The organism is Geodermatophilus aquaeductus (assembly GCF_900182545.1).
GTDB lineage: Bacteria > Actinomycetota > Actinomycetes > Mycobacteriales > Geodermatophilaceae > Geodermatophilus > Geodermatophilus aquaeductus.
Map to the genome: position 1 here is coordinate 1 of NZ_FXTJ01000017.1, position 24,753 is coordinate 24,753.

Below are 24,753 nucleotides of genomic sequence, written 5' to 3' on the forward strand. Positions count from 1 at the left end.
GCGCTGGCCCGGACCGTCGGCGGCGTCACCGACGTCCGCGTGCTCCTCGCCGGGGACGAGGTGCCGGACGGCGCCGAACCGGTCCGCCCGCTGCCCGCCCCGGCGCCCCGGCGCCCCGGGGTGGACCGTGAGCCGGCCGGCCCCCGGTCGAGTCATCGACGCTGACATCGACGGGTCCGATGCCTCCCGCGGGGCCGCCGCGGCCGCGGTCGAGCGGGCCGCCCGGCGCGGCTCGGCCCTGCACCTGGTCCACGCGCCGCCCTGGCCGGCCGTCGCCCGTGAGCGGCGGGAGGCACCTGCCGGCGCAGCCACAGCATCTGCGCCGGCCATGGGCGCTGACTGACCGGAGAGCAGAGGGTCAGGCGACACCGTCGAAGAGATCGGTGAACATGGGTCCTCTCGTCGCGCGCCCAGACGACGCGATCGTGTACCACTCCCGCCGCACGCGGCGCTCCCACTGCTCGGTGTTGGTCGGGTCGTCGGACATGACGTGGAGTTGGCTCTTGTGCTCGCGAAGGCCGGCGACGACCTGGCTCGCGACCTCTCGACAGTCGACGGTGATCTGGATCTGGTCATCCGGTACGCCGCGCATGTTGAACATCTGCGTCGGATCAAACGTGTAGAGACCGAGTTCAGCCCGCTGACGGTTCCACCGTTCGAAGACGGACTGCGGTACCGCACCGTGGGCGAGCCGCTGGAAGCCCGTGGTGCTCTCGGGACGCAGGCGCGCGAACGCCTCGTCGGTGGCTGCGCCGATCGCGACGTGGTCGGGGTGCCCGAAGATGCCGTCGGGACCGAAGGTCACGACAACGGCGGGTTCCTCTTCCTCGAGGACCTGCGCGATCGCGACGACGACGTCCTCCCTCGGGACGTCCGCGACCCCGCCGTCCGGCAGACCCAGCCACTCGTGACGGTCGGGAACACGGCCGAGAGCTCGCCACCCGGCCTCGTCCTCGGCCTGGCGGATGGCGCCGAGCGTCCGCCGGGTGGCGGGGAACCCGTCTCGGATGTCCCCCTGTTCGCCGCTGGTGGCGTGGATCAGGATGAACCGGAAGTCGGGCTCACCGGCGTGGAGGGCCACACTCCCGGCGGCCCCGTACGCATCGTCATCTGGGTGCGCGAAGACGCAGGCGAGGGTCCGGTTGCGCGGCATGGAAGCGCAGTATCGGCTCGCGATCCCGCTGTGACCAGGTTCCGGATCGGCTGGGGTGCAGCGGACCTTCCGTATCGCCGACGCGGAACACAGTCCGCCACCGAGGCACGCTCGACGACCATGTCGTCACATGCCTCTGGGCGCGGGGATCGGCTGGCGTCCACCCTCTGAGGGACGGGTCGACGGCGTCCATCGACAGCTGACAGATGCCGTGTCGCGTCCGGTACCGCCACCTCGTGTGTCAGAGCCGGCCGGCGGTGCGAACGGCGCAGGTCGCTCCTGCCCCGAGCTCACGCTTCGACACCACCGCCGGACCCCTTGCCTGACGACTCCGCCGCACGGTTCGTGCGGACCATCGCCCGGTGGGCGCCGCGGAGGACTCTTGCGAGCCTGGTGAGCAGGCGACGAACCCGCCTAGACTCCGGTCGCGGTCAGCAGCGGTCGTCCCGAAGGGGCACACGCCTTTCAGACTGGCCGTCGGCTGAGCGTCGGTGTCGGGCCCCGTACGCACCGCCGTACGGGCCCGGGCGCCGCCGTCCCGTAGAGGCTGCGGAGTCGTCGGCCAGGTGAGACGAGTCGACCTGGCCCCGTGGTACTGAGATCCCCGTTCCGCGGCGCGGCGCTCCGGGTCGCGTTCTGGCCGGCCTCACAGCGGTGGGACCCCGTCGAGCTCGGGAGGCATGGTGACCGGATCCATCGCCGCCCGGCTCGGGCCGGATGCGCTGGCCGCCATCCTGGACGCGCTGCCGGAGGGTCTGGCTGTCTTCGATGGCGACTGGACGATCTGCTACCTCAACCCGCCCGGCGCAGCGCTGATGGGACGACCGGCCGCCGAGCTGATCGGCCGTCAGATCTGGACCGCTCTACCGGAGCTGACCGGCAGCATCTTCCACAGTTTCCTGCTGCACGCCCGCAGCGTGGGCACACCGGTGACCTGGCAGGGGTACTACACCCCGGCAAGGCGCTGGCTGTGCGCGACCGCGGTGGTCGTCGAGGGACTGGTGCAGGTCTCGTTCCGGGACGCCGCCGGCCTGTTCCCCGAACCGCCCGCCGAGGTGTCCGAGTCCCCCGGCGGAGACCGGCTGCGGTTCCTGGCCGAGGTCTCCGAGGCCATGATCACCACCCTGGACACCGGCGAGTCGGCCACCCAGCTGGCCGAGCTGGCGGCGTCGCGGCTGTGCGACTGGGCGGTCGTGGCCCTGGCCGGTGAGGACGGCGGGCCGGGCGAGGAGGCGTGGGCCCACCGGGAGCCGGCGCGCCGCGGCGATCTGGACACCTACGTCCGCGGCCGGCTGCGCAACACCGGCGACGACGCCGCGATGGTCGACGCGCTGCTCTCCGGCGAGCCGGTGCAGGTGCCCATCGACCAGGAGCAGGTCGCCCCCTCGCTGCCCACCGACGAGGTCCGGGCGGCGTGGCGGCGGCTGGACACCACCTCGTGCACCATCGTGCCGCTGCGCGCCCGCGGGGAGACCTTCGGCGCCCTGGCGATGCTCAATACCGGACCCCGGCCTCCGCACAGCGAGACCGAGATCGCCACCGCCGTCGAGGTGGCCCGGCGCGGCGCCCTGGCGCTGGACAACGCCCGCCTCTACGGCCGGCAGCTCAAGGTCGCCGAGACCCTGCAGCGCAGCCTGCTCACCCCGCCGCCCCAGTCGCCTCACCTGCAGATCGCCGTCCGGTACCGGCCGGCCGCCATCTTCCAGCAGGTCGGCGGAGACTGGTACGACGCCTTCCAGCAGCCCGACGGCGCCACGCTGCTGGTCATCGGCGACGTGGTCGGGCACAACGTGGACGCCGCCGCGGGGATGGGGCAGATCCGCAGCATCCTGCGCGGCATCGCGTACGACCGTGCCGAGACCCCGGCGCAGGTACTCACCCGCGTCGACAGAGTGCTCACCGGCCTGCGGATCGGCACCCTGGCCACCGCCCTGGTGGCCCGCCTCGAGCAGTCGGCGACGTCGGCCGACCCGGGACTGCGCACGCTGCGCTGGTCCTCGGCCGGGCATCCCCCGCCCCTGCTCGTCCGCCCCGACGCGACGGTGGTGACGCTGGACAGCCGCCCGGACCGGCTGCTCGGCGCGGAATCGACCCGTCCTCGCACCGATCACGAGGTGCCGCTGCGGTCCGGTGACACCGTCGTCTTCTACACCGATGGGCTGATCGAGCACGACCGAACCGGCATCGACGAGGGCATCGCCCGGCTCAGCGGCGAACTCGCCAAGCTCGCTGACCTGCCACTGGAGCAGCTCTGCGACCGGCTGCTCGACCGGATCGCCCCTGGACTCGCCGACGACGACATCGCCCTCCTCACCGTGCGCAGCCATCCCGACGACGTACCCACGGCGGCGGACGCCCTCCGTTAGCAACCGGGCCCGGACGGGGCCCGGTGGCGACCAACGCCCGGGCCGAGCAGGTGCTCGGCTATCCGCACGAGCAGTGGCCGCACGACGAGGGGTTGTGGCAGCGCATCCTGCATCCCGACGACCGCGACCACGTGCTGCAGACCGTCCGCGCCACGATCGCCGCCGGCCGGGACCTGTCCCTGACCTACCGGGTGCGGGCGGCCGACCGACGGTGGGTGTGGCTGCACCACCTCGGTCACGTCGCCCGCGACGACGCCGGCACCGCGACCGCGATGCACTCGGTGCTCATCGACGTCACCGAGGCCCAGCGGCGCGAGCGGGCGGCGGCGCTGCTCGCCGCCGCCGGACGGGCGCTGTCCGGACCGGGCACGGTGACCCAGCGGCTGGCCGCGGTCGCCGAGCTCGCCGTCGGTGACCTTGGCCAGCGTGCCACCGTCTGGTTGCGCGGCGACGACGGGCGCTACCGCCCGGTGGCCGCGGCGCCGGCAGGGACCGCGCCGCAGGTGCTCAAGCTGGCGCCGGTCGCCGCGCCCCGGACCTGGAGACCGCCTACCGGGCCGGGCGCCCCTTCATCGTTCCCGAGGTCGATGACCGACTGTTGCGGATCACCGCCTCCGGTGACGAGGCCCGCTACCGGGAACTGGCCGCGATGGGCGCCCGGCACGTGCTGATCGTGCCGCTGCTGTCCGGCGGGCAGGTCGTCGGCCTGCTGACCCTGGCCGCGACCGACGCCGAACGGTGGTCCGAGGACGGCGACCTGGAGCTGGCCGGCGACCTCGGGCAGCGGGTCGTGGCGACGGTCGCCGCCGAGCGCGTGGCGACCCGTCAACGGCATCTGCACGAGGTGACCTCGGCGCTGTCGGCCGCCGGCACCGTGGCCGAGGCCGCCACCGAACTCGCCTCCGTGCTCCGCCGGGTCCTGGGTGCCTCGGTGGTGGACGTCTGCCGACTGGAGACCGACGGCCTGCTGCACCTGGTGCACAGTGCCGGCTACCCGCCGGAACGCGCCGCCCGCTTCGCCACCGTCCCGCTCGCCACACCGCTCCCGATCGCCGCCGCCGCCCGGACCGGACGGCCGGTGTGGCTGGCCGACCGGCAGGCCAGGCGAGACCGCTATCCCGAATCGCTGCCACACCTCCTCGAACAGACGCAGGCCGCGGCTGCGCTCCCGCTGCTGGTCGGCGGCCGGGTGCTGGGCACGGTGACGGCCAGCTTCCCCGAGCCGCGACTGTTCGAGCCCGATGAGCGGGCGTTCCTGCTCAGCCTCATCGACCAGGCCGCGGCGGCCTTCGAACGGGCCGCACTGGCCGACGCGCGGCGCACCATGCCGCACTGGCCGACGCGCGGCGCACCATGGCCGACGCGCTCCAACGCAGCCTGCTGCCCAGCGCCCTGCCACATCCCGACCGGCTGGCGGTCACCGCCCGCTACCTGCCGGCGGTCGCAGGGACCCAGGCCGGCGGCGACTGGTTCGACGTCCTCGAGCTCGACGGCGGCCGGATCGCCGTCGCCGTCGGAGACGTCGTGGGAGACGGCGCGCCGGCGGCTGCGGTGATGGGCCAGCTGCGCAGCTCGCTGGCCACCCTGCTGCTGGCCGGGTTCTCACCCGCGCGAGCCCTGGAGCTGCTGGACCGGTTCGCCACCCAGGTCGCCGGCGCCCGGGTCAGCACCGCCGCCTGTGTGCACCTGGACCCGGAGAGCGGCGAGCTGACCTACAGCCGCGCGGGACATCCCCCGCCGCTGCGCCTGGACGAGGGGACCGCCACCTATCTCGAGGCCGGGCACGGCCCCGCGCTGGGGGTGTCGCCGGCCGGACGCCGCCCGGAGACGGTCACCACCCTGCCGACCGGCGCGACGCTGCTGCTCTACACCGACGGGCTGGTCGAACGGCGCGGCGCCACCCTCGATGACGGCCTGGCCCGGCTGGCGACCGTGGCGACCAGCCACCGCTCGGCGCCGCTGCCCGCCCTGCTCGACGAGGTGCTCGCCGACCTGGTCGTCGGGGGCGCCGATGACGACATCGCCGTGGTCGCGCTCCGGCGGCTGCCCGAGGCCCTCCACCTGGACCTGCCGGCGCAGCCGCAGCAGCTGCGCCGGCTGCGGGCGGTGGTGCAGCACTGGGCCGAGGAGGCCGCCCTGGCCCCGCCAGCATCGAGGACCTGCAGCTGGCCCTCGGCGAGGCGGCGGCCAACGCCGTCGAGCACGCCTACCGCGACGCCGACCCACCCGGCCGCGTGACGGTCGCCCTCGATCCCGCTGCCGACGGCTCCCTGACCGTCACGGTGACCGACAGTGGCACGTGGCGCCCGAAGCCGACCGACTCCGGCTTCCGCGGCCGCGGCCGCGGCCTGCAGATGATCGGGGTCCTGGCGGCTGACACCGACCTGCGGCCCGGGCCGGCCGGCACCCTGCTGCGCTTCCGGATGCCACCCTCGCCCGTCGCGGCGCCCCGTCCCCGGCTCGGGAACGTCGCCGGCTCCCCCGGCCGCCCGGCCACCCTGACCGCTTCGGACGCCAACGGCCGCCGCTGCGTGGAGCTGGCCGGGGACCTCGACCTCGCCGGCGCCGCCGCCGTCCGCGACGCGCTGCTCGCCGAACTGGCCGACCACCCGAGAACCACGCTCGACCTCACCGGGCTCGGGTTCGTGGCCAGCGTCGGCGCCGGCCCGCTGCTCGAGGCCGCCGAGGTCGCCCGCACCGCCGGTGAGCTCGACGTCCTGCTGCCCCCCGCCGGCCCGGCGCGGCGACTGCTCGACCTCACTGGACTGACCGCAGCCCTGCGGACCACCCCTGGCAGCGTTCCCCAGTGAAGCCACCGTCGCGACTCCGGACTCGGTGGCGGAGTGCACGAGAACGCCGCACCGACCGTTGATCGAGGCGAGCACGACCAGCCGACTCCGGCTCATCCGCAGCTGCGGATGAGCCGGGTGAAGGACCGGCGCACATCAGCGATACGGCCGGTGGTCAGCCCCGCGTCTCCGCGTGGCCCGGCCTGGTGGGCGGGCGCCCGAAGGCATCCTGCAGCCCGCTGAGCTGCAGGATGCGGTCCACTGGGGGCGACGAGGCACGCAGGACCGGACGTCGGCCGGCGGCGAGGGATGCCTCGGTGCACCTGGCCAGGACGGCGAGGGCGGTGGAGCTCATGAACGACACCGCGACCGCGGTGTCGAGCTCGCCGCGGAGACAGAGCACGCGGTGATCGCCCTCGCGTTCGATCGTGATGTATCCGGGCAACGGCCCAGTGCGCTGGAAGTGGGGGTTCATCTCCGCCTCCTCACCCGCCGGCGGCGTCGACGGGACGGGCGCTGCGGGACCACTGGCTCAGTCCCGGCCCCGTGCAGGCACGTTGCCGAGGAGTATGAGCCCCGCGATCACGAGAAGGATCCCGGCCCGCTACGTCGCCCAGAACGTGCACGGGTCCGTACGCAGCGGTGACCGTCCCGGCGACCGCCCCGGCGGGCGGCGATGTCGAGGCTGGCGAGCCGCAGGCGACCGCCGGACAGGTCGGCCGTGGGCGCGCACCGACCTGGTGGCCGGCGTGGACGTGAGCCAGCGCGTCGGCTGCCGAGCCCCCGGCCAGGTGGGCGACCCGGAGGTGGCGCTACCGGCCACCACCGCGGCGGCGTTCGCACTTGCGGTGCTGTCCGCCTCCGCGCCCCGGTCGGTCAGAGGGCCTCCATGCTCCTCGTGACACCTGCTAGTCGAGCGATCGCACCGCCGACGTTCGCCTGGCCGGTCCCGGGGACGCGGTCGGCGTGTCGGGGAGCCGGACCGGATCTCGTGGCGCACCCGCGAATCTATGAGGCCGGTGCGGTGGTCACGCGGATGAGTTCCCGGGCGAACTCCCTCGCCTCGTCGATCGACAGGCGCGCGCCCTCGGCCAGCGCCGTATCCATCGTGGCCCGCCCCAAGCGGTTCTGCACCTGCGCCATGGCCTCGTCGAGGCGCCGCTGTTCCCGGACCAGAGCCGGCTGCTGGTCGCGGTGGGCGAGCACGGCGCCAGCCAGGAGCGCGGCGTCCCGGTCGTGGCCGGTGCCCGTCAGGTGGACGGCGAGGCTGAGCAGCACCCACCAGGCCGTGGCCTCGTTGCCGAGGTCCTGCCACTGGTCGAGCAGCCGGCCGAGCTCGGCCATCGCTACGGCGGGGAGCTGGTCCTCCCCGAGCACGATGGACCCGGCGCTGCGGGCGAGCATGAGGAGGAGGCGGTTGTCGGCACCGGCCGCGAGCTCCGCGGAGGCCTCGTACGAGGCCAGCGCGCCACCCGGGTCGGCTCGCAGGACCGCCTCGCCCCGGACGTAGTGCCACCAGGCCAGTGCGGTGAGATTGCCGCTGCGCCGCACGGCGTCCTCGAGTTCGGCCACGCGCGCGGCGGCTTCGTCCTCACCTCCGTCGTAGCTGAGCACCTGGCAGACGGACAGCTCGATCGTCAGGGCGGAAATGTCCTCCCCCGCCCGCCGGTAGAGGTCCGCGGCCTGCCGGTAGCGGGCGGCCGCCTCCTCGGTGCGGCCGGCGAACATGGCCAGGGTGGCGTGCTGGTCCAGCGCCCGCGCGGCAGCCGGGGCGTCCGGTCCCCCGGCCGCCGCGATGCCCCGCTCGGTCAGCTCCTCCGCCTCCCTGAGCCGGCCGGCTGCCCACGCGCCGGCCGCGGCCGTCGCGAGCGCGTCGGGCAGCCGGGGGTGGACGACGTCCCAACCGGCGACCGTGAGCCCCCACGCCAGGAGGTCCGGCCGTTGCCGGAAGTAGGCGTAGTCGTGCACGTCGCCGGCGAGGGCAACCGCGAGCGGACGGTCGTGTCCAGCGGCCCAGCCCCACGCGGCGTGCAGGTCGGGGACGAGGTCGCCCAGGGCGGCCGCCGCCTCCGGCTCCCGCGGCGTCCAGAGGTCGGCGGAGAGCGCCGCCAGCCGGCGCGCGGTGTCCGCCGCGTGGCGCGCACGGACGACCTGCCGCTCGTCGCCGTCGAGCCGCTCGTCGGCGTAGGTCCGCAGCGTCTGCAGCATCCAGAAGCGGCCCTCCCGTGCCTGGACGAGGGACTGCTCGCACAGCCGCACCAGCAGGGGGGCGATCGACGCTGACGGCAGTCCTCCGCCGGCACACACCGCCTCGGCCCGTTCCGCGGTGAACGCTGCGGGGAAGACGGCGAGCCGGGCGAACAGGCATGCCTCCTCCGTCGTGAGCAGCCCGTGGGACCAGTCGACGACGGCGCGGACCGATCGGTGCCGGGCCGCTGCGCTCCGCCGGCCACCCTTGAGCAGGTCGAGCCCCTGCTCGAGCCGCACCGCGAACCCGCGGAGACCGACGGTCGGAGCGCGCGCCGCGCCGATCTCGATGGCCAGTGGCAGGCCGTCGAGCCGGCGGCAGGTCGCGACGATGATCTCGATCTCGTCATCGGACACGGCGGCGGGCTCCATGCCTGGGGCCCGTTCGATGAACAGCTGGACGGCGGGGTTGTCGCGGCCGGAGCCGGCCGGCACCGGGAGCGGGGCCAACAGGTGCACGTGTTCGAGCGCCGCCTGCAGCCGCTCGCGGCTGGTGACGAGCACGGTGAGCCGCGGTACCGCCGCCAGCAGGGTCTCCACGAGCGGCGCCAGTTCGGCGAGCACGGTCTCGGCGTTGTCCAGGCACAGGACGCCCGCGAGCGCGCTCATGCCCGCCCCCAGGGCGGCGACCGGGTCGGGGCCCGGGGCGCGGTCGGTCCCTGTGACGTCGCCGAGCGTGTCGGCCAGCCGGTCCGGCGGACTCGTCGACAGGTCCACCCACCAGACGTCGGTGCCCGCGCCGGCGAGGAGGTGCGCCGCCTCCAGGACGAGCCGTGTCTTGCCCACCCCGCCGGGCCCTGCCACCGTGACCAGCCGCTGCTCGGCCAGGCAGCCGGTGAGGAGCTCGAGGTCCGCGGCACGGCCCCGGAGGGGGCCGGCCCGCCAGGGCAGCGTCCTCGCGGGCATCGGCGCCCGCCGCTCGGAGCCCGCTGCCGGTCGCGGCGGCGGGACGGCGTCGCGCAGGATCTGCTGGTGCAGCGCCTGCAGTGGTGCCGGCGGGTCCAGGCCGAGCTCGTCGGCGAGTACCTCCCGGTGGCGGCGGTAGACGTCGAGGGCCTCCGCCGCGCGCCCGTCGGCGGACAGGGCGCGCATGAGCAGCTCCACCGGCCGCGGGCGCAGCGGCGCGGTCTCCGCCAGCTCCCGGGCGGCCGCGAGCGCGTCGGAGGCGGCGCCGGTGGCGTGCAGCAGTGCCGTCCGCTCTTCCAGCGCGGTGACGCGCAGCTCCTCCAGCCGCTGGGACGGTGCCCGCGCGAACGTCTCGGCGAATGCCCCGTAGGCCGGTCCCCGCCAGAGGGCCAGCGCGTGCTCCAGCTGCTCCAGGGCGGCGGCCGGGTCGTCGGCCCCGGTCGCGCGTGCGTCCCGGCAGGCGCGTTCGAAGGCGTCGGCGTCGACGGAGTCGCGGCCGACGGCGAGGCGGTAGCCCGGCGGCCGGGTCTCGACCGCGGACCCCAGCGGGCCCAGCGCAGCGCGCAACCGTCGGACGACCTGGTGCAGGGCGTTGGCGGGATCGGCCGGCGGCTCCTCGTCCCACAGCAGGTCGACCAGCCGGTGCGCCGGGACCGTGGTGTTGGGCTGCAGGAGGAGCGCGACCAGCAGGGCGGGCAGCCTGGTCCCCGGCAGCGTGAGGCGCTCGCCGTCGACGTCGACCTCGAGCGGGCCGAGGACTCGGAACATGGTGTGCCCCTCCGGGAGACCCCGAGCCTGTCACAGCGGGACCCGTGCGCGGGTGGGTCGTGTCACCGCGCTGTCAGCGCGGTGACACCGCGGGCGGCCACCGTTCCGGGCGTCGGGCCATCCCGGTCCGGCCCCCCGAACGGAACGGACGTCGAGACCATGTCCTCCTTCACCGGCTCCACCGGTCGCATCCACCACTCCAGCTGGCTGCCCCAGGGCGACCCCGTCGCCACGGTCGTGTTCCTGCACGGCTACGGCGAGCACCTCGGCCTCTACGACACCTTCGCCGGCCGCCTCGTGGCCGACGGGATCGCCGTGCACGCGATGGACGCCGTCGGCCACGGCCGCAGCGACGGCGAGCGCGGGGTCATCCCGTCGTGGGACGTCTGGGTGGACGACGCCCGGCAGCTGGCGGCCCTGGCGCAGGACGCCCACCCGGGACGTCCACTCGTCCTCGCCGGCCACTCCGGCGGAGGGCTGGCCGCCTACCTGCTCGCGCTGCGCTCACCCGGGATGGCGACGGCGCTCGTCCTGTCCGGCGCGCCGCTGCGCGCTGTCGGGTGGGTCCCCGAGCTCCTGGCGGCCGACGACTCGGCCGAGCCGGTCGCCGTCGATCCGGGCGAGATGTTCAGCACCCGTCCCGAGTACGTGCACGCGCTGCTGCACGATCCCCTGACCTACCACGGCGGGTTCCGGCGAGAGATGCTGCAGGCGATCGTGCGGGCGTGGCCCGAGGCGAGGGCCGGGCTGGATGCGGGCCTGCCGGACCTCCCGGTGCTGTTCGTCCACGGTGAGGCCGACCCGGTCGTCCCCTTCCCCGACGCGCAGGCCAACGCCGCCGCGCTGCCGGGCGCCACCATCGTGAGCTTCCCCGGGGACCTGCACGACGTCCTCAACGAGTCCGACCGCGACCAGGTGCACGACGCCGTGGCCGCGTTCGTCACCACCGCTGTCGGCCTGACCGCCGCCCGCCGATGACCGCGCACGGCGTGACAGGAGAGCTCGCCATGACAACTCTGGACGGCACGACGCCGGTCCGTGCCGCGACGGTCGACGACGTCGCCGACCGGGTCTTCGCCTCGGCCCTGGGCGCCTTCGACACCCTCGCCATCCACCTCGGCGACAGGGTCGGCTGGTACCGGGCGCTCGCCGGGGCGGGAGCCCTGACCCCGGGCCAGCTGGCCGCCCGCACCGGCACCGACGAGCGCTACGCCCGCGAGTGGCTGGAGCAGCAGGCGGCCGGCGGGTGGCTGGCCGCCGTGGAGCCCGCCGAGCCGGACCAACCGCGGCGCTTCGAGCTGCCGGCGGCAGCCGCCGAGGTGTTCACCGACCGGACGAGCCTGGTCTACCTCACTCCTCTGGCCCGGTTCGTGGCCGCCGCCGCCGGGCAGCTGCCGGCGCTGGCGGCCGCCTACCGCGACGGCGGCGGGGTCAGCTGGGCCCAGTTCGGGGACGATGCGCGGACCGCACAGGCCGACATGAACCGGCCCTGGTACGAGCGCGAGCTCGCCCCGGCGCTGCACGGGGTGCCGGACCTGGAGGCGTCGCTCGCGCGGCCCGGTGCCCGGATCGCCGACGTCGGATGCGGCGAGGGCTGGTCGACGATCGCGCTGGCCCGCGCCTATCCCGACGCGACGGTCCACGGCGTGGACGCCGACGTCCCGTCGGTCGCCGCGGCCCGGGACCACGCCGCGGCCGCCGGCCTCGGCGACCGCGTGACGTTCACGGTGGGCGACGCGGCGACCGAGCTGCCCGACCGGGACGTCGACGCCCTCTTCGCCTTCGAGTGCCTGCACGACCTACCGCACCCCGTGGCGGTCCTGCAGGCGGCCCGCCGGGCACTCCGCCCGGGCGGCGTGGTGGTCGTCATGGACGAGGCCGCCCAGGACCGGTTCACCGCCCCGGCGTCGGACGTGGAACGGCTGCTCTACGGCTTCAGCACACTGCTCAGCCTACCGGACGCGCGGTCTCACACACCGTCCGCGGCCACGGGCACCGTCATCCGGGCGTCCACGGTGCGCACCCTCGCGGTCGAGGCCGGGTTCACCGCCGTCGACGTCCTCCCCATCGAGGACTTCGACTTCTGGCGGTTCTACCGCCTGCAACCCTGACCGCTGCCGCCGAGAGCTCGCGGTTGCCCTGAGCCGGCCGTACCCATGGGCGCGAAGTTCCTGCTCAGGTGCGGTCCAGGTGCTCGTGTCCGCGATCACGCGGCGCTGCGCCCTCCGCGGTGAAGTCGCCGTCGTCGGCGAGGACGGGGCGGCCGGCACTGTGCTCGGCCCGCTGGGGCGTCGCTGGTACTGCTCGCAGCTACGCGACCGCGCCACCCCGACGGAGACCTAGCTCTGTGGACAGACGGCGGGTGAGGGTGGAACAGTTCCAAGTAGACGAAAAGGTGTCCCCATGACCGTTAGACAGCTGAGCATCGGGGCCACCGTGCTCGGCGTCGTCGCCGTGATCCTGTTCATCCTCGGACAGTCAACCCTCGGCGTGGTGTTCATCTTGCTGTCGGGCGGAGCGTGGGCGCTCACGCAGTACGGCAGAGGTCCCAGCGGACTTGGCCGACGTCCCAGCGGCCGCGACGACGAGCCCTAGTTCCAGGGTCGCTTCATAGGGGACCCGCTGCGCCTGCTGCTCTCCTGCCCCATCGTCGGTGGGGAACTGCGGGAGACCACCCAGCGGGCAGGCGCGCTGGGCGCCGTCGCCTTCGCATGGGCGCTCACCGGCGAGGCGGCCCTCAGCCCAGCCATCACACGTCCTGTCCGGGACGTCAGTTCCGATCCACGGAGCCGTCGATGCGTCGGACGAAGCCGAGCGCGGGCGGTCGTTGACACCGGATGGACATCGGGGGAAGCGTGTACCGGGCGCGGGGGACGACACCTCCTGGGACGGCGCGATGAGCACCACGCAGCAGCCGACGTCCACCTCGCTCCCCGGCATTCCCACCGCCCGGGCACCCGAGGGAGCAGCGCGGACGCAGTCGGACCCGCTGGCCGACCTGGCCGCGTTCCCGTTCGTCGAGGCCCTCTTCGGCCGGCGTTCGAGGCGGTTCGCGCTCGGCGACGAGATCCCCGACGGCCCGCTCGCCTACCGCTCCCGGCACGCGCCGGTACCGCTCACGGAACTCGAGCGGATGCTCGTGCTGAGCGCCATGGGCGGGACGACCGGCTGGCACTACTCGATCACCCGGAACGCCCGGTACGCGCCGCACGCGGCCAACTACGCCGGCGCGGCGGCGGGCCGCACGTTCCCGTCGGCGGCCGGCTTCCACACCGCGGAACTGTTCTTCACCGACGACTCCGGGGTCTACTTCTTCCCCACCCGCGACGCCGGCGCCCTGGTCGACCCGTCCGTCGAGGACGTCACACCGGAGCTGATGGTGGAGCGGCATCGCGGACGGGCGCGGCAGCTGTCGGACCGGCGGCTGCACCTGCCCCCGGAGGAGCCCTACCTGGAGGGGCACAACACCTGGTGCGTGAACGTGCCCGGCTCCCTGCTGGTGATCCCCGTCGCCGACATCGCGCAGCACATGCTGGCGATCCTGTGCTTCCTGGCGCAGAACGGCTACTGCATCTACGACGACGTCAACCGGCGGACGATCCCCGGGATCGAACGCTTCCACGGGCTGGTCGACGTCGACGAGCCGCTCCCGCTGACCTTCGTCGAGCAGTACGGCCTCACCGAGGCCACGGCAGAGCTCGTGACCAGCTGCTACGCCGGTGCCCTGATGCTGCAGGCGATGGGCCTCGGCGGCTGGATGTTCGACGGCATCGACCGGTTCACGGTGCTCGGGGCGTCGGGCAACCCGGACGTCCCCGGACTCGGTTTCCGGTACGACCAGGACGAGCGGTGGTCCACGCCGAACCCGACGGGGCTGGCGGGCGTCTTCGAGGCGTTCTGCCCGCCGCACCACGCCGACATGGCCGCCGCCGTCGAGGCCTTCGCTGCGAGGAAGTTCGGTCCTGGCGGCCCGTTCAACGCGGCGACGCCGGGGCCGTGGACAGACAGCCCCGGCGTCCGCGGCAGCGCCCAGGTGCACAGCGACGAGTTCAAGGCCCTGATCAGCCTGCAGGCGCAGTACGTCCTCGACACCTTCGGCAAGTTCCCGGGCACGGTGCCGACGCTGTTCGTCCTGAACTACGTCCAGGCCCACCACCTGGACCTCGAGTTCTACGGCCGGTTCTTCACCCCCGGGGCCTACCTGGACTCGCACGCCGAGCACATGGGCCGGTGGCACGCGACGAAAGAGGAGTGACGTGGGGAGGCACCTCGCAGGGAACGGCCTCGACATCTGGACCGAGCAGGTGGGCGAAGGACCCGATGTCCTGCTGATCGGTGGAGCCGGTGACACCGTGGAGTCGTGGCAGTACCAGCTCGACGGCCTGGCCGACCGCTATCGCGTGACCGCGTTCGACAATCGCGGTGCGGGACGGACGTCGATGCCGGCCGAGCTGCCCACGGTGGCCGCGATGGCCGACGACGCGGCAGCCGTCCTGGAGGGTCTGGGCATCGGGTCCGCACACGTGGCCGGGTTCTCCGGCGGCAGCATCATCAGCCAGGAACTGGCGCTCCGCCGTCCGGAGCTGGTCCGCAGCCTGGTGCTGCAGGGAACCTGGGCCCGGCCGGACGGGTACCTGCGCACGTGGTTGCGCTTCGTGAGCCGGCTCGGGATCACCGCGACCGACGAGCGCGAGTTCCTGGAGAGCTTCTTCCTGGACGTCTACACGCCGCGCGCCCACGGCGACGGCACGGTCGCCGCGTTCATCGACGAGGTGCTCGCCTTCCCGTACAAGCAGGCCGCGGAGGACCTGGCGCACTACCTCGACGCGTTAGCCGACCACGACACCACCGGCCGGTTGCCCCAGGTGACCGCACCGGCGCTGGTCCTGGCCGGGAGCCTGGACCTGGTGGGGCGTCCCGACCTGGCGCGGATGGTGGCCGAACTCATCCCGGGCGCCGCGTTCGAGGTGCAGGAGGGCGAGGCACACCAGCCGTTCCAAGAGGTTCCCGACGTGTGGAACGCCCGCGTCGACGCCTTCTGGCAGGACGTCGAGGCCCGTCCGGCCACGCCGCCACGCCCCCGGACTGCACACGAGGCAGAGCGGTCCATGAGCGCCGATCGACGGATGTCCTGAGACGGCGGCGTCGAGGGACTTCCTCCTCTGACCGAGGATGGCGAGAGTGCAGTTGATCTCGCTCGGCATGGTGCGGCAGTCGACCATCTTGCGGGCCATGTAGGTGCGTTCCGTTCGGGCCGGGGCTCTGCTCGGCGCCCGGCTGGGGTGGTCACCAGGGCGGAGACCCGAGACGAGGTGGAGCGCGCCGGATGGGCGCCTCCGCGGCCCTCAGCGGGCGTGGTTGCTCGCGCCGAACCAGTCGACGACGACGGCCGGCTCGTCCCCGACCACCCAGGCGTCGTGCCCCTGGGGCAGTGAGGTGACGTCGCCGGGGCCGGCCTCGAACCGGCCGACCGGAGGACCTCGCGCTACGAGGCAGCGTGACGCCAAGCCGTCCCTGCATGACTGCAACAGTCATCCCGGCCGCGCTCAGTTGGGCAGGCCGTCCGCTTCGGGTTGGAGGGCCGACGTGAGTCCGGTGAGGTCCAGCATGCGGCGGGCCGGTCCGGTCGCGGGGAGCAGGATGTCGAGGTCGCCGTGGCTCCTGGCGCATTCGGCGATCTCGAGCAGCAGCCCGGCGCCGACGCTGGTGAGGTAGCCGAGCCGGGTGAGGTCGACGGTGATCGGCCGGGGGTCGGCCAGCTCGGCCAAGACGAGCTCGCGGATCGCGGTGGTTCCGGCGAGGTCCAGGGCCCCGATCAGCGCCAGGCAACGGCGGCCCTGTGCGTCGGTCACGTCCAGGGTGGCCGGCTGCCCGTCGGCACGCTGGGCCACGGAGACCGCATCCACGGCGGCCCGGCGGCGCGGTGCCGCCGGTGGCGGAGCCGCGGGGGTGAACACGAACCGCAGGGCGGTGCCGGAGGGCCCGGGTGAGAGATCGACGTCGCGGGCGAGGGCGGAGATGATCTGCAGTCCGCGGCCGCGGAAGCCGGGGTCGGCCGGCGGCGGGCGCCAGGAGCCGGTGTCGGTGACCGAGACGACGACGTCGCCGGCGCCATCCAGGCGCAGCTCGACGATGACCCGGCCGGGGCCGTCCGCGTCTCGGTAGGCATGCTCGACGGCATTACCGGTCGCCTCGCCGAGCGCCAGCAGGAGGTCCTCGACCGCGTCGGGATGCAGTCCCGCCCCAGACGCCCACCCCCGCGCGGCCCGGCGGACGGCCGCCAGCCGCGCGGGCTCGGCGGGCAGGTCCAGCCGCAGCGGGGCGGGCAGCAGCCGCACGGCGACCAGCGCGACGTCATCGGTGGCCCCGTCCACGTCGACGAGGTCGTCCAGAACGCCGTCGAGGAGTGCCGGCAACGGAGCCGAGCGGCGAGCGGTGACCGAGGCGGTCAACCGCTCGAGGCCGTCGTCGAGGGTGGCGCCGCGGCGCTCGACCAGCCCGTCCGTGTAGAGCACGAGCGTCGCACCCGGAGACAGCTTGGTGGTCGCTTCTGGACGGGATCCGGCGTGCAGGCCCAGAGCCGGGCCGAGACCGCCGTCGAGGTAGCCGTTGGGCCCCGTGCCATCGGTGCCCGTCAGGAGCGGCGGCGGATGCCCGGCGTGGCTGTAGGTCAGCCGGCCGGTATCCGGCTCCAGCCGCGAGCAGGAGACGGTGCTCAGCCGGGCTCCGGGCACGTGCGCGGCGAAGCGGTCCAGGACCTCCAGCGCCTGTGCGGGTGAGAAGTCGGCGAGCAGCAGGCCGGCCAGCGCGCTGCGCAGCTGGCCCATCACCGCGGCGGCGGGCGCACCGTCGCCGACGACGTCGCCGACGGCGACCGCCACGGCGCCGCCGGTGAGCGGCAGGACGTCGTACCAGTCGCCTCCGGCAGACGTGCCCTGCATCGCCGGCAGGTAGCGGGCGGTGACCGCCAGCCGGTCCACGGCCGGGATGTCACCGGGCAACAGGCTGCGCTGCAGGGTCTCGGCCATCTCCCGGCGGACGTCGGCCAGCGCGGCGCGTTCGAAGGCCACCGCGACCTGATCGGCGACGGTGAGCAGCAGCGCGCGCTCGTCGGCGTCGAAGGGCCGCGGGGTCCGGAAGGTCAGGGCCAGCGCGCCGACCGGCCGGTCACCGACGAGCAGCGGCAGCGCGGCGACACCCTGCGTCTGCTCGGACAGGCTCTCCTCCACGGCGGGGTACCGCGCCACGACGGCCGCCCGATCGGGCAGCCAGACGGGGCGGCGCGTGAGCACGGCGTCGGGCAGGGGCACCGAGGACGTCAGCGGCATCGTGGTGTACCGGTCCCAGCGCCCGGGCGGGGCACCGACGACGTCGACGGTGTGCAGCAGCCCGTCCTCGCCCAGTCCGCACACGGCCACCACCGAGGCGCCGAGCACGTCGCGCAGGCCTGTGGTGAGGGCGGCGGCGGCCTCGGCCGCCGTGCCGGCTGCCGACAGCGCCACGGTGATCTCGTGCAGCTGCCGCCGCTGGGCGGCCAGCCGCTCGGCGGCCACCATCGTCGCCAGGCGCTGACCGAGATCGGCGGCGAGTGCGATGTCGGCGTCGTCGTACCGGTCCGGCGCCTGAGCGGTGCAGGTCAGCAATCCGACCACGGCGCCGCCGATGGTCAGCGGCGCGGCCAGCCCGCTGACGCCGCCGATCTCGGTGAGCGCGGCGAACTGGGCCTCGTCGGTGGTGGCGGCCCGGAACAGCTGCTCGGTGACCTCGGGGACGGCGAACGCGCGTCCGGCCCGCAGCTCCACGGCGAACTCGTCAGGCACCCGCATCGACCCCAGCGCCCGCACCCGGTCGGCCAGGCCTGCCGGGGCCACGGCCACCGGCCGGTACCGCTCGTCGTCCCCGCGCAGCCACACCGCGGCCCAGTCACACAGGTCAGGTACGAGCAGCCCGGTGACCGATGTGAGTCGTTCCTCCACGCTGCCGGGACCGGTGAGCACCCGGCCGGCCGCGGCCAGCAGCGCCGCGGCCAGCTCACGCCGCTTCGAGTCGCTGACGTCGACGAGGACCGAGTGCATGGCGCTGGCCGTCCCGGTCTCGTCGCGAGCCACGTGGGCCAGGTGCTGCAGCCACACCCAGCGGCCGTCGGCCGCCCGGACCCGGTAGGTGAGGGACACGTCGTCGCCGTCGACGATCGTGGCGCGCACGGTGGACAGCACCTCATCGGCGTCGTCCGGGTGGAGGATCCGCTGCCACAAGCCGGGATCGTCCAGCCACTGCCGGACCGGATAGCCCAGCACCTCCTCGGCACGGGCATTGACGAAGCGGAAGCGCCAGGTCGACGGGTCGCGCTCCCACACGATCGCGTTCAGCCCGGCGACCATCGCCTGCATCCGGGCCGCGCTCGCCTCGGCCGCCCGGCGGGCCGCCTGCGCGGCATCGGCGTCCCGGCTCGCCCGTTCCGCTTCCTCACGGACGCCGACGAGTTCGGCCCGGGCATCGGAGCCGACCGGCTCCCGTGGAGCGACTGGGCCGGTCCTGCGCGCTCGGGGATCGTGCTGTGGTGCCACCGCTGGACCCCTTGCCTGACGACCCCGCGGAGCGGGCCGGGCGACCGCCCGACGCCCGCCGCGGAGAGCTTCCGTGAACCTGGTAGGCACGCGACCAGCGCGCCTAGACTGCGCTGGCGGTCAGCAGTGGTCGCCCTGGGCGGGCACCGTGCACTCCCCGACCTGCCGGTCGGCCGTGCGACGGTGGTGGTCTTCGTGGGTGGCGCCGCGGACATACCCGGGCCCAGCGGTCGAAAACGCGGGCCGCTGGGCCGCCCGGCCAGGACGTGGCCGCCCCGCTCCGGAGCTGGAGCGGCGGAAGCCGGTCGTCCATCGCGGCGCGTCGCACGGCGTTGCGGCCGCCGGCGACGGGCGGGGCGGCCTCGAACGGATCTCGTCGAACAGGTGCGCGGGAGCCACATCAGGGCGGAGGCCGGGATGACGCGCCTGTCCGTGCCCGGGCGGCTGTTGCTCCTGGTCGCCGCCGGATACGCCGCCGGTTCCATCACCTCCTTCGTGCTCTTCGAGTCCTCGAGCACGGGCGCCGTCCTCTTCCTGCCCGCCGGCGTGACCCTCTCGGCCCTCGTGCTCACCGAGCGTCGGCGGTGGCCGTGGATCCTGGCGACAGCCGCACTGGTCGAGGTGGCCATCGACCGGACACAGGGAATCGGCCCGATCGCAGCCTGGGGGTTCGCCCTCGCCAACACCGCCGAGCCCCTCGTCGGGGCCACTCTCCTGCGCCGCTTCGCGCCCGATCTCGATCTCGGACGCCGCCGCGACCTCGGGATCTTCCTGCTCTGCGGAGTGCTGGCCGGCCCGTTCGTGGGCGGGCTGATCGGCTCGCTGACCATCCACTGGTCGCAGGGGCCGCCCGTGCTCGACGGCCTCCTCCCGTTCTGGGCCGGAGACGGGCTCGGCGTGCTGACCGTGGCCGGGGCCGTGCTGACCTGGCGGCTGGACCGGGGCCACCCCGACACCCCGAGCCAGGTCCGACGGACGGTGCTCCTGCTGGCGACCGTCGGGGTGACGGTGGCCGTGTTCTGGCCGGTCGTCGTCCCGCTGGCGTACCTGACCATTCCCTGGTTGTTCTGGCTGGCCGTCCGGTACGGGGTCGCGGTCGTCACCGAGGCCGGTCTGGTGGTCGCGGTGACCGCGAACGTCATGACCGTCGTCGGGCGCGGCCCGTGGGCCCCGCTCCACGACTCGCCACGGATGGAGGCCGCCCTCCTGCAACTGTTCATCGCCGTGGCGGTCCTGGGGGCCTGGCTGCTGGCCGTGGAGATCGCCGAGCGCGAGCGCGCCCGGGCGATGTCCCGGCAGGAGGCCGCGACCCGGCGCCGGGTGGAGGCACTCCAGCAGGTGACCGCCGGGCTGGCGACCGCGGCGACCACCGAGGCGATCGCCGAGGTGCTCGTCCGTTCCGGCATCGGCCTGCTCGCGGACTCCGGTGCCGTGGGGGTGATCGTCGGGGACAGCGCCCGGTTGCGGGTCTGGACGACGTCCGGGCCTGCCCTGACCGACCTGTCGCTGGACGACCGGTCGCCCCTGGCAACCGCCGCCCGGCGCCATGCCCCCGTCCGGGCATGGTCGCCCGCCGCTCTGGCAGTTCCGGCCCGGGCAGCGGGCACGACGTTCGGGGCACTGGAGTTCCGCTTCGCCGACGACGGCGCCATCGACAGCGACGTCATCACGATGTCCCGCACCCTGGCCGAGCTGATGGCCCCGGCGTTGCACCGAGCGAGGCTGTACGAGGAGGAACGAGAGGCCGCCCACCAGTTGCAGCGCTCCTTCCTCCCCGTCGTGCCGGATGAGTTGCCCGGGGCGCAGTTCGCCGGCTGCTACCGCCCGGCCGACCAGCACCACGACATCGGCGGCGACTGGTATGGCGCCTTCCCGCTGCCCGGCGACCGGGTGGGGTTCGCCGTGGGCGACGTGGTCGGCCACGACCTGCGCGCCGCGGCCGCGATGGGGCGGCTGCACTCGGCGCTGAGCGTCCTGGCCGCCACGCCGCACGACGGCCCGGCCGCCGTCCTCGACGCGCTCGACCGGGCGTCGTCGACCATCCCGGGCGCAGGGCTCACCACCATCGGCTACGCCGAGTACGACCCGGCCACCGGTCGGCTGTGCTACGCCAGCGCGGGCCACCCACCCCCGTTGCTGGTGACCGACCACCGGCCACGATGGCTCGACGACGGCCGCTCCCGTCCGCTCGGCGCCGCGTCGGGGCCGCGCTCGGAGGCCCTCGCCGTCGTCCCGCCCGGGTCGATGCTGCTCTGGTACTCCGACGGGCTCGTCGAACGCCGCGATGCCGACCTCGACGACGGTCTCCTGCGCCTGTCCTCGGTCGCCTCCCGGCTCGATGGCGAGGACCCACAGACCTGGTGCGACGCCGTGATGCACGAACTGACCGGCGGTCAGCGGCTGCACGACGACGTCGTGCTCATCTGCCTCCGGCTGCGAGCTCCGGCCTCCGACAGGACCGTTCCGCCGACCGTCGTGTCCCCGGACGGCGACGGAGCACGATCCGCACGACTCCGGCTGCCCGATCTGGCCCCGCGCAGCAGCCGGCGCTGAATGCCCTCCGGTAGGTCACGCGGGTGGTGGCGACGGGCAGCCGGCGACGCGGGCGTCCTGCATGGGAGCTTCGCAGCACCGAGCCGCGGAGCCGCTTCGCCGGCTGGTGCAGCCGGTGGCCGCTACGCCGGACGGCGCCGTCGCGGCGATCGGCGCCTGGTGGTTGCGGCCGACGTCCCTGGTCGCGGGGCCGCGGGCCGAGCGCCGTCGCGACTGACGCACCGGGCCCTCGGCCACGCCGCCGGGGCACAGATCACGTCACGGCGCGGGAAGGGTGACCGTGATGGTCGGCCGCGTACGGTCACCGGCGCGGAGTCCGGGCTCGAAGCCTGCGGACCCGGGGCTCCTTCTCCCGCCGACCGCCGCCGGTGGGGCCTGGAGGCTGGCATGGCCCCGCATGCGAGGCGTCTTCGTCCCTTTCCCGGGTCGATCACGATCGAGCACGAGGCGGGCGGGCGGCGGGTGCTCTGCCTGTCCGGTGACGTGGACTCCACGGCGGTGGCCGAGTACGAGAGCCGGCAGCGTGGCCTACCGGTGGTGGCCGACGTGATCGACGCCGGCACCGTGTCCTTCCTCGCATCCGCCGGGCTCGCCGTGATGGTGCGGTCCGCCGGGCCCGTCGGCGCCGTCGACGGGCTCGCGGGCCTCCGTGAGCACCGCGCCGGTGAGATGCGCAGACGGACCACTCGGATCGGGCAGCGGCGACCTGCGGACGAGTAGCGGCCTGAGGGGAGACGGCGGAGCGATCAGGCGGCCGGGTGGGCACTCTCCGCGCAGGCCACCTTCCCGTTCCCCAGTTTTCCTCCGGTGGCGCGCCAGTTGTCCTCCAACCAGCGGAGCGAGCCGTTCCGCGGAGGGATGGGCCACCGCTCCAACGCCTCCGACGCCGTCACCCATCGCGGCCCATTCGGGAGTTGCTCGCCGAAAAGCTCCCAGGCGTCCGCTCCCGGGTGTATCAGTCCCAGGAGCGGACTGATGCGGCAGACGCGAGGTAACGACGTGGTCGCCACTCCCCCACACGCACGGCATGACGTGGTCGACGTGAGCGCTCCGGCCGCGGCCGTCAGCGGGCGTTTCGCTGCACCGCTGCCCTGGCCACCGGTAGCCATCAACCGGTCGAACGCGACAGCCGGACACGGCCATGGCCCACCACCCAGTCAGCAGCGGTGTCCGACAACCAGGACGCCCATCTCCTGCCCATCCCCGCGCCGCTCGCCGCCGGCTCACCGATCACCTGCCCGAGAGCGTCGCCACGGCCGCCTACGAGTTCACTGTCGGCCCGCTGCTGGACAACCCCCACCGCGTCGGAAACCCGGCTGCGCCCACCGTTACATGACTGGCACAGCGCCCGCCGCGGCACCTGCCGGGTCGTCCACCGCACTGACGACGACACCCACACCGTCACCGTCCTCGACCTCGCCCACCGCCGCGACGCCTACCGAACCGGCCGCTGACCACGCTGCCCGTCTGGCTCATCGACCAGCTCACCTGCGACCGCGGCCGCCGCTCGGGGAACTCCGACCTGCCCGGCAGCGGTAGCCACGACCACAGCGTGCAGGGCTTGGTCGTGCCGGCCGAGCAGACGTTCACGTTCCGCGCCGCGCCGCGCCGGCCAGGACCGGTGTAAGCGTTCCCCGGGGCCTTCCTCGCCAACTGTCCAGCGTCTCGCTGGGCCTGACCGCCGGGCCATCGACGTCGCGCTCGCCGTCGTGGAGAACAAGGTGTACCTGCCCCGCGGGGACCGGATGCGGGAGTTGCCGCGGGCGCGCCTCCGCGGTCGCCCGCGCGGGGACCGGGCCCGGTGCGGCGCGGGCGAACGTGTACGACGCCCCGGACCGCATGTGGGACGAGCTGGAGAGCGACGGCGCCATGACCGCGCCGCACCGGGTGATCCTTGCCCTCTCCCGGGTGAACGCCTGCCGGAGAGCCCGCGACGTCGCCCAGGCGATGGTGGACACGATCGGCACCCAGGCGGTCGACACCTCCTCACCGCTGGACCGGCTGCTGCGGGACGCGGTTGCGATGCAGCAGCACCTGGTGGCCCCGGACCGGATGCTGGAGCTGGTGGGAGGCCTGGTCCTGGGCGAGGAGCCACCCGTCCCGTTCCTCTGACACGGTCCGGTCACGAGGCGGCCGACCGCGCGTGGCGGGACGCCTGATGCGGTCATCCGGGGGGTCGTCCGCGGGTGACGAAGCCGACGATCGCGTCGGTGACGAAGGCGGGGTCGTCCTCGTGCATCAGGTGGGACGCGCCGGGCACTGCCAGCTGCTCGGCGTCGGGCAGCAGGTCGGCGAGCCAGTCGCTGAGCGCGCCCTCGATGGTGGGGCTGTGCTCGCCGGTCAGCAGCAGCGCCGGGGCACGCACGGCGCGGATGTCCGGCTCGGTCAGCGGCGGGAACCCGGCGCGGAACTCGGCTCGCAGCGTGTCCGCGCTCTCTCGCATCTGCTGCCGGCGCTCGGGGGTCAGCCGGGCCAGGGCCTGACGGCCCAGCACGCCGCGGGCGAAGAGCTGCAGCGCCCGCTCGTCATCGCCGCGTCGGTAGGCCCAGGCCATCGGGGCGGAGGTGCGCAGCCCGAACCCGAGCACCGCCAGCGTCGCGCGCGGCCGGCGGCGCAGGCTGCGCATCAGGACGGCCGGCTGCGGGCGGGGTCCGGAGCCGAGCACCAGCGGCAGCAGCGGCGGCTCCTCGAGCACCAGGCTGCGGACCACCTCGGGGTGCTCGATCGCGGTGAGCAGGCAGATGAACGCTCCCCACGAGCTGCCGACCAGGTGCGCCGGCGCGGCTCCCAGGGTGTGCAGGAGCGTGACGAGGTCCGCGACGTGTACCGGCATCGGATCCACCGCACCGGGGGCGATGGGCTCGTTGGGCCGGGCGTAGCGGCGGCTGTAGGCGATCACGCGGCACCGCGCACCGAGCGGTTCCAGCTGGGCGGCCCAGGTGCGCAGGTCACCGAGACCGCCGTGCACGAGAACCACCGGCTCCCCGCGGCCGACCTCACGGTAGGCCAGCGACACGCCGTTGAGTGCCACGTGCTGCAGCGCCTCGAACCCGCCTCCCGCCGCCTCGGTGACCGTCATGCCGCGTCCCTCGGCCTCTGCGCGGCACATCCTCCCCGCGGACCGACCGTCGGCCCGATGGCGACCGGCCGGGAGGCGACGCCGCGCCGGTCGCAGTGGCTAGCGCTGCTGCTCGGCGTCGATGGTCCACATCCGGACCAGCTCTCGATACGCCTCATCGGTCAGCCTCCGCACGTCGTCCTCGCAGCGCTGCAACTCCCGACGGAGTTCCGCGACGTGGGCGTGTGCGCGATCGAGCCGATCCCGGGTCGCAGCCAGCCGGGCCGCCTGGATCGACAGGTCGGGGGGTGTAGGGGTCGTGGTGGTCACGGGGACCTCCCGAGGA

At 74.4% G+C, this 24,753-nt stretch carries 19 protein-coding genes and 1 pseudogene; 13 read left to right on the top strand and 7 right to left on the bottom strand.

Features of this window, described 5'->3' with window-relative positions:
* Positions 1–358: 358 nt before the first annotated feature.
* A complete protein-coding gene (locus FN207_RS24385; RefSeq protein WP_142461043.1) occupies positions 359–1,153 on the bottom strand; it encodes a PIG-L deacetylase family protein in 795 nt (264 codons plus the stop codon).
* 683 nt (positions 1,154–1,836) lie between these two features.
* Between FN207_RS24385 and FN207_RS24390 the strand changes: the two genes are divergently transcribed.
* The 5 genes and pseudogenes from FN207_RS24390 to FN207_RS24410 all read left to right on the top strand — a co-directional run bounded on the left by FN207_RS24390 (position 1,837) and on the right by FN207_RS24410 (position 6,329).
* Positions 1,837–3,519, top strand: coding sequence for a PP2C family protein-serine/threonine phosphatase (locus FN207_RS24390; protein ID WP_246066345.1), 1,683 nt, complete (start codon positions 1,837–1,839; stop codon positions 3,517–3,519).
* A 23-nt stretch (positions 3,520–3,542) separates the two neighbouring features.
* Positions 3,543–3,830: pseudogene (locus FN207_RS27475) on the top strand (PAS domain-containing protein); the annotation flags it as partial.
* A 227-nt stretch (positions 3,831–4,057) separates the two neighbouring features.
* Positions 4,058–5,074: a GAF domain-containing protein gene (locus FN207_RS24400; protein WP_342778793.1), complete on the top strand. Its 1,017-nt coding sequence runs from the start codon at positions 4,058–4,060 to the stop codon at positions 5,072–5,074.
* Positions 5,044–5,757: a PP2C family protein-serine/threonine phosphatase gene (locus FN207_RS24405; protein ID WP_185938559.1), complete on the top strand. Its 714-nt coding sequence runs from the start codon at positions 5,044–5,046 to the stop codon at positions 5,755–5,757. Before FN207_RS24400 ends, FN207_RS24405 begins: the two co-directional genes overlap by 31 nt.
* The gene (locus FN207_RS24410) at positions 5,685–6,329 is read left to right on the top strand and encodes an ATP-binding protein (RefSeq protein ID WP_246066361.1); all 645 of its coding nucleotides are present in this window, start codon (positions 5,685–5,687) and stop codon (positions 6,327–6,329) included. Before FN207_RS24405 ends, FN207_RS24410 begins: the two co-directional genes overlap by 73 nt.
* A gap of 154 nt (positions 6,330–6,483) precedes the next feature.
* Here the strand turns inward: FN207_RS24410 and FN207_RS27570 are convergent, their stop codons facing one another.
* Positions 6,484–6,783 (bottom strand): STAS domain-containing protein, encoded by a 300-nt coding sequence (locus FN207_RS27570; RefSeq protein WP_142461049.1) that lies wholly within the window; start codon positions 6,781–6,783, stop codon positions 6,484–6,486.
* Positions 6,784–7,316: 533 nt separating this feature from the next.
* Positions 7,317–10,229, bottom strand: a complete 2,913-nt coding sequence (locus FN207_RS24420) for an ATP-binding protein (RefSeq protein WP_142461050.1) — start codon at positions 10,227–10,229, stop codon at positions 7,317–7,319.
* A gap of 159 nt (positions 10,230–10,388) precedes the next feature.
* Here FN207_RS24420 and FN207_RS24425 point away from each other — a divergent pair, with 159 nt between their 5' ends.
* The 5 genes from FN207_RS24425 (at position 10,389) to FN207_RS24445 (ending at position 15,364) form a co-directional block, all read left to right on the top strand.
* Positions 10,389–11,207, top strand: a complete 819-nt coding sequence (locus FN207_RS24425; RefSeq protein ID WP_142461051.1) for an alpha/beta fold hydrolase — start codon at positions 10,389–10,391, stop codon at positions 11,205–11,207.
* 29 nt (positions 11,208–11,236) lie between these two features.
* Positions 11,237–12,340 (top strand): class I SAM-dependent methyltransferase, encoded by a 1,104-nt coding sequence (locus FN207_RS24430; protein ID WP_142461052.1) that lies wholly within the window; start codon positions 11,237–11,239, stop codon positions 12,338–12,340.
* A gap of 292 nt (positions 12,341–12,632) precedes the next feature.
* Complete coding sequence (locus FN207_RS24435; protein ID WP_142461053.1) at positions 12,633–12,824, top strand: hypothetical protein; 192 nt, start codon at positions 12,633–12,635, stop codon at positions 12,822–12,824.
* A gap of 301 nt (positions 12,825–13,125) precedes the next feature.
* Positions 13,126–14,484 carry a hypothetical protein gene (locus tag FN207_RS24440; protein WP_221888385.1) on the top strand — a complete coding sequence of 453 codons (1,359 nt, stop codon included), beginning with the start codon at positions 13,126–13,128 and terminating at the stop codon, positions 14,482–14,484.
* Position 14,485: 1 nt separating this feature from the next.
* Entirely contained in the window at positions 14,486–15,364 is an 879-nt protein-coding gene (locus tag FN207_RS24445; protein ID WP_142461054.1) for an alpha/beta fold hydrolase, read from the top strand.
* Between the two features lie 210 nt (positions 15,365–15,574).
* Here FN207_RS24445 and FN207_RS26765 read toward each other — a convergent pair whose 3' ends face one another.
* Positions 15,575–15,736 (bottom strand): cupin domain-containing protein, encoded by a 162-nt coding sequence (locus FN207_RS26765; RefSeq protein ID WP_221888386.1) that lies wholly within the window; start codon positions 15,734–15,736, stop codon positions 15,575–15,577.
* A gap of 39 nt (positions 15,737–15,775) precedes the next feature.
* Positions 15,776–18,610, bottom strand: coding sequence for a SpoIIE family protein phosphatase (locus FN207_RS24455; RefSeq protein WP_185938560.1), 2,835 nt, complete (start codon positions 18,608–18,610; stop codon positions 15,776–15,778).
* A gap of 603 nt (positions 18,611–19,213) precedes the next feature.
* On the opposite strand from FN207_RS24455, the gene FN207_RS24460 reads away from it, so the two are divergent.
* The 3 genes from FN207_RS24460 to FN207_RS27195 all read left to right on the top strand — a co-directional run bounded on the left by FN207_RS24460 (position 19,214) and on the right by FN207_RS27195 (position 23,461).
* On the top strand, positions 19,214–21,349 hold the full coding sequence (locus FN207_RS24460) for a SpoIIE family protein phosphatase (RefSeq protein ID WP_142461056.1): 2,136 nt from the start codon (positions 19,214–19,216) through the stop codon (positions 21,347–21,349).
* A 387-nt stretch (positions 21,350–21,736) separates the two neighbouring features.
* Positions 21,737–22,069: a hypothetical protein gene (locus tag FN207_RS24465; RefSeq protein WP_142461057.1), complete on the top strand. Its 333-nt coding sequence runs from the start codon at positions 21,737–21,739 to the stop codon at positions 22,067–22,069.
* A 954-nt stretch (positions 22,070–23,023) separates the two neighbouring features.
* The gene (locus tag FN207_RS27195; protein ID WP_281282172.1) at positions 23,024–23,461 is read left to right on the top strand and encodes an acyl-CoA dehydrogenase family protein; all 438 of its coding nucleotides are present in this window, start codon (positions 23,024–23,026) and stop codon (positions 23,459–23,461) included.
* Between the two features lie 52 nt (positions 23,462–23,513).
* Here FN207_RS27195 and FN207_RS24480 read toward each other — a convergent pair whose 3' ends face one another.
* Together FN207_RS24480 and FN207_RS24485 are read right to left on the bottom strand one after the other, a co-directional pair.
* A complete protein-coding gene (locus FN207_RS24480) occupies positions 23,514–24,428 on the bottom strand; it encodes an alpha/beta fold hydrolase (protein ID WP_142461059.1) in 915 nt (304 codons plus the stop codon).
* Positions 24,429–24,527: 99 nt separating this feature from the next.
* Positions 24,528–24,737 (bottom strand): hypothetical protein, encoded by a 210-nt coding sequence (locus FN207_RS24485; RefSeq protein WP_142461060.1) that lies wholly within the window; start codon positions 24,735–24,737, stop codon positions 24,528–24,530.
* Between the last annotated feature and the right edge of the window lie 16 nt (positions 24,738–24,753).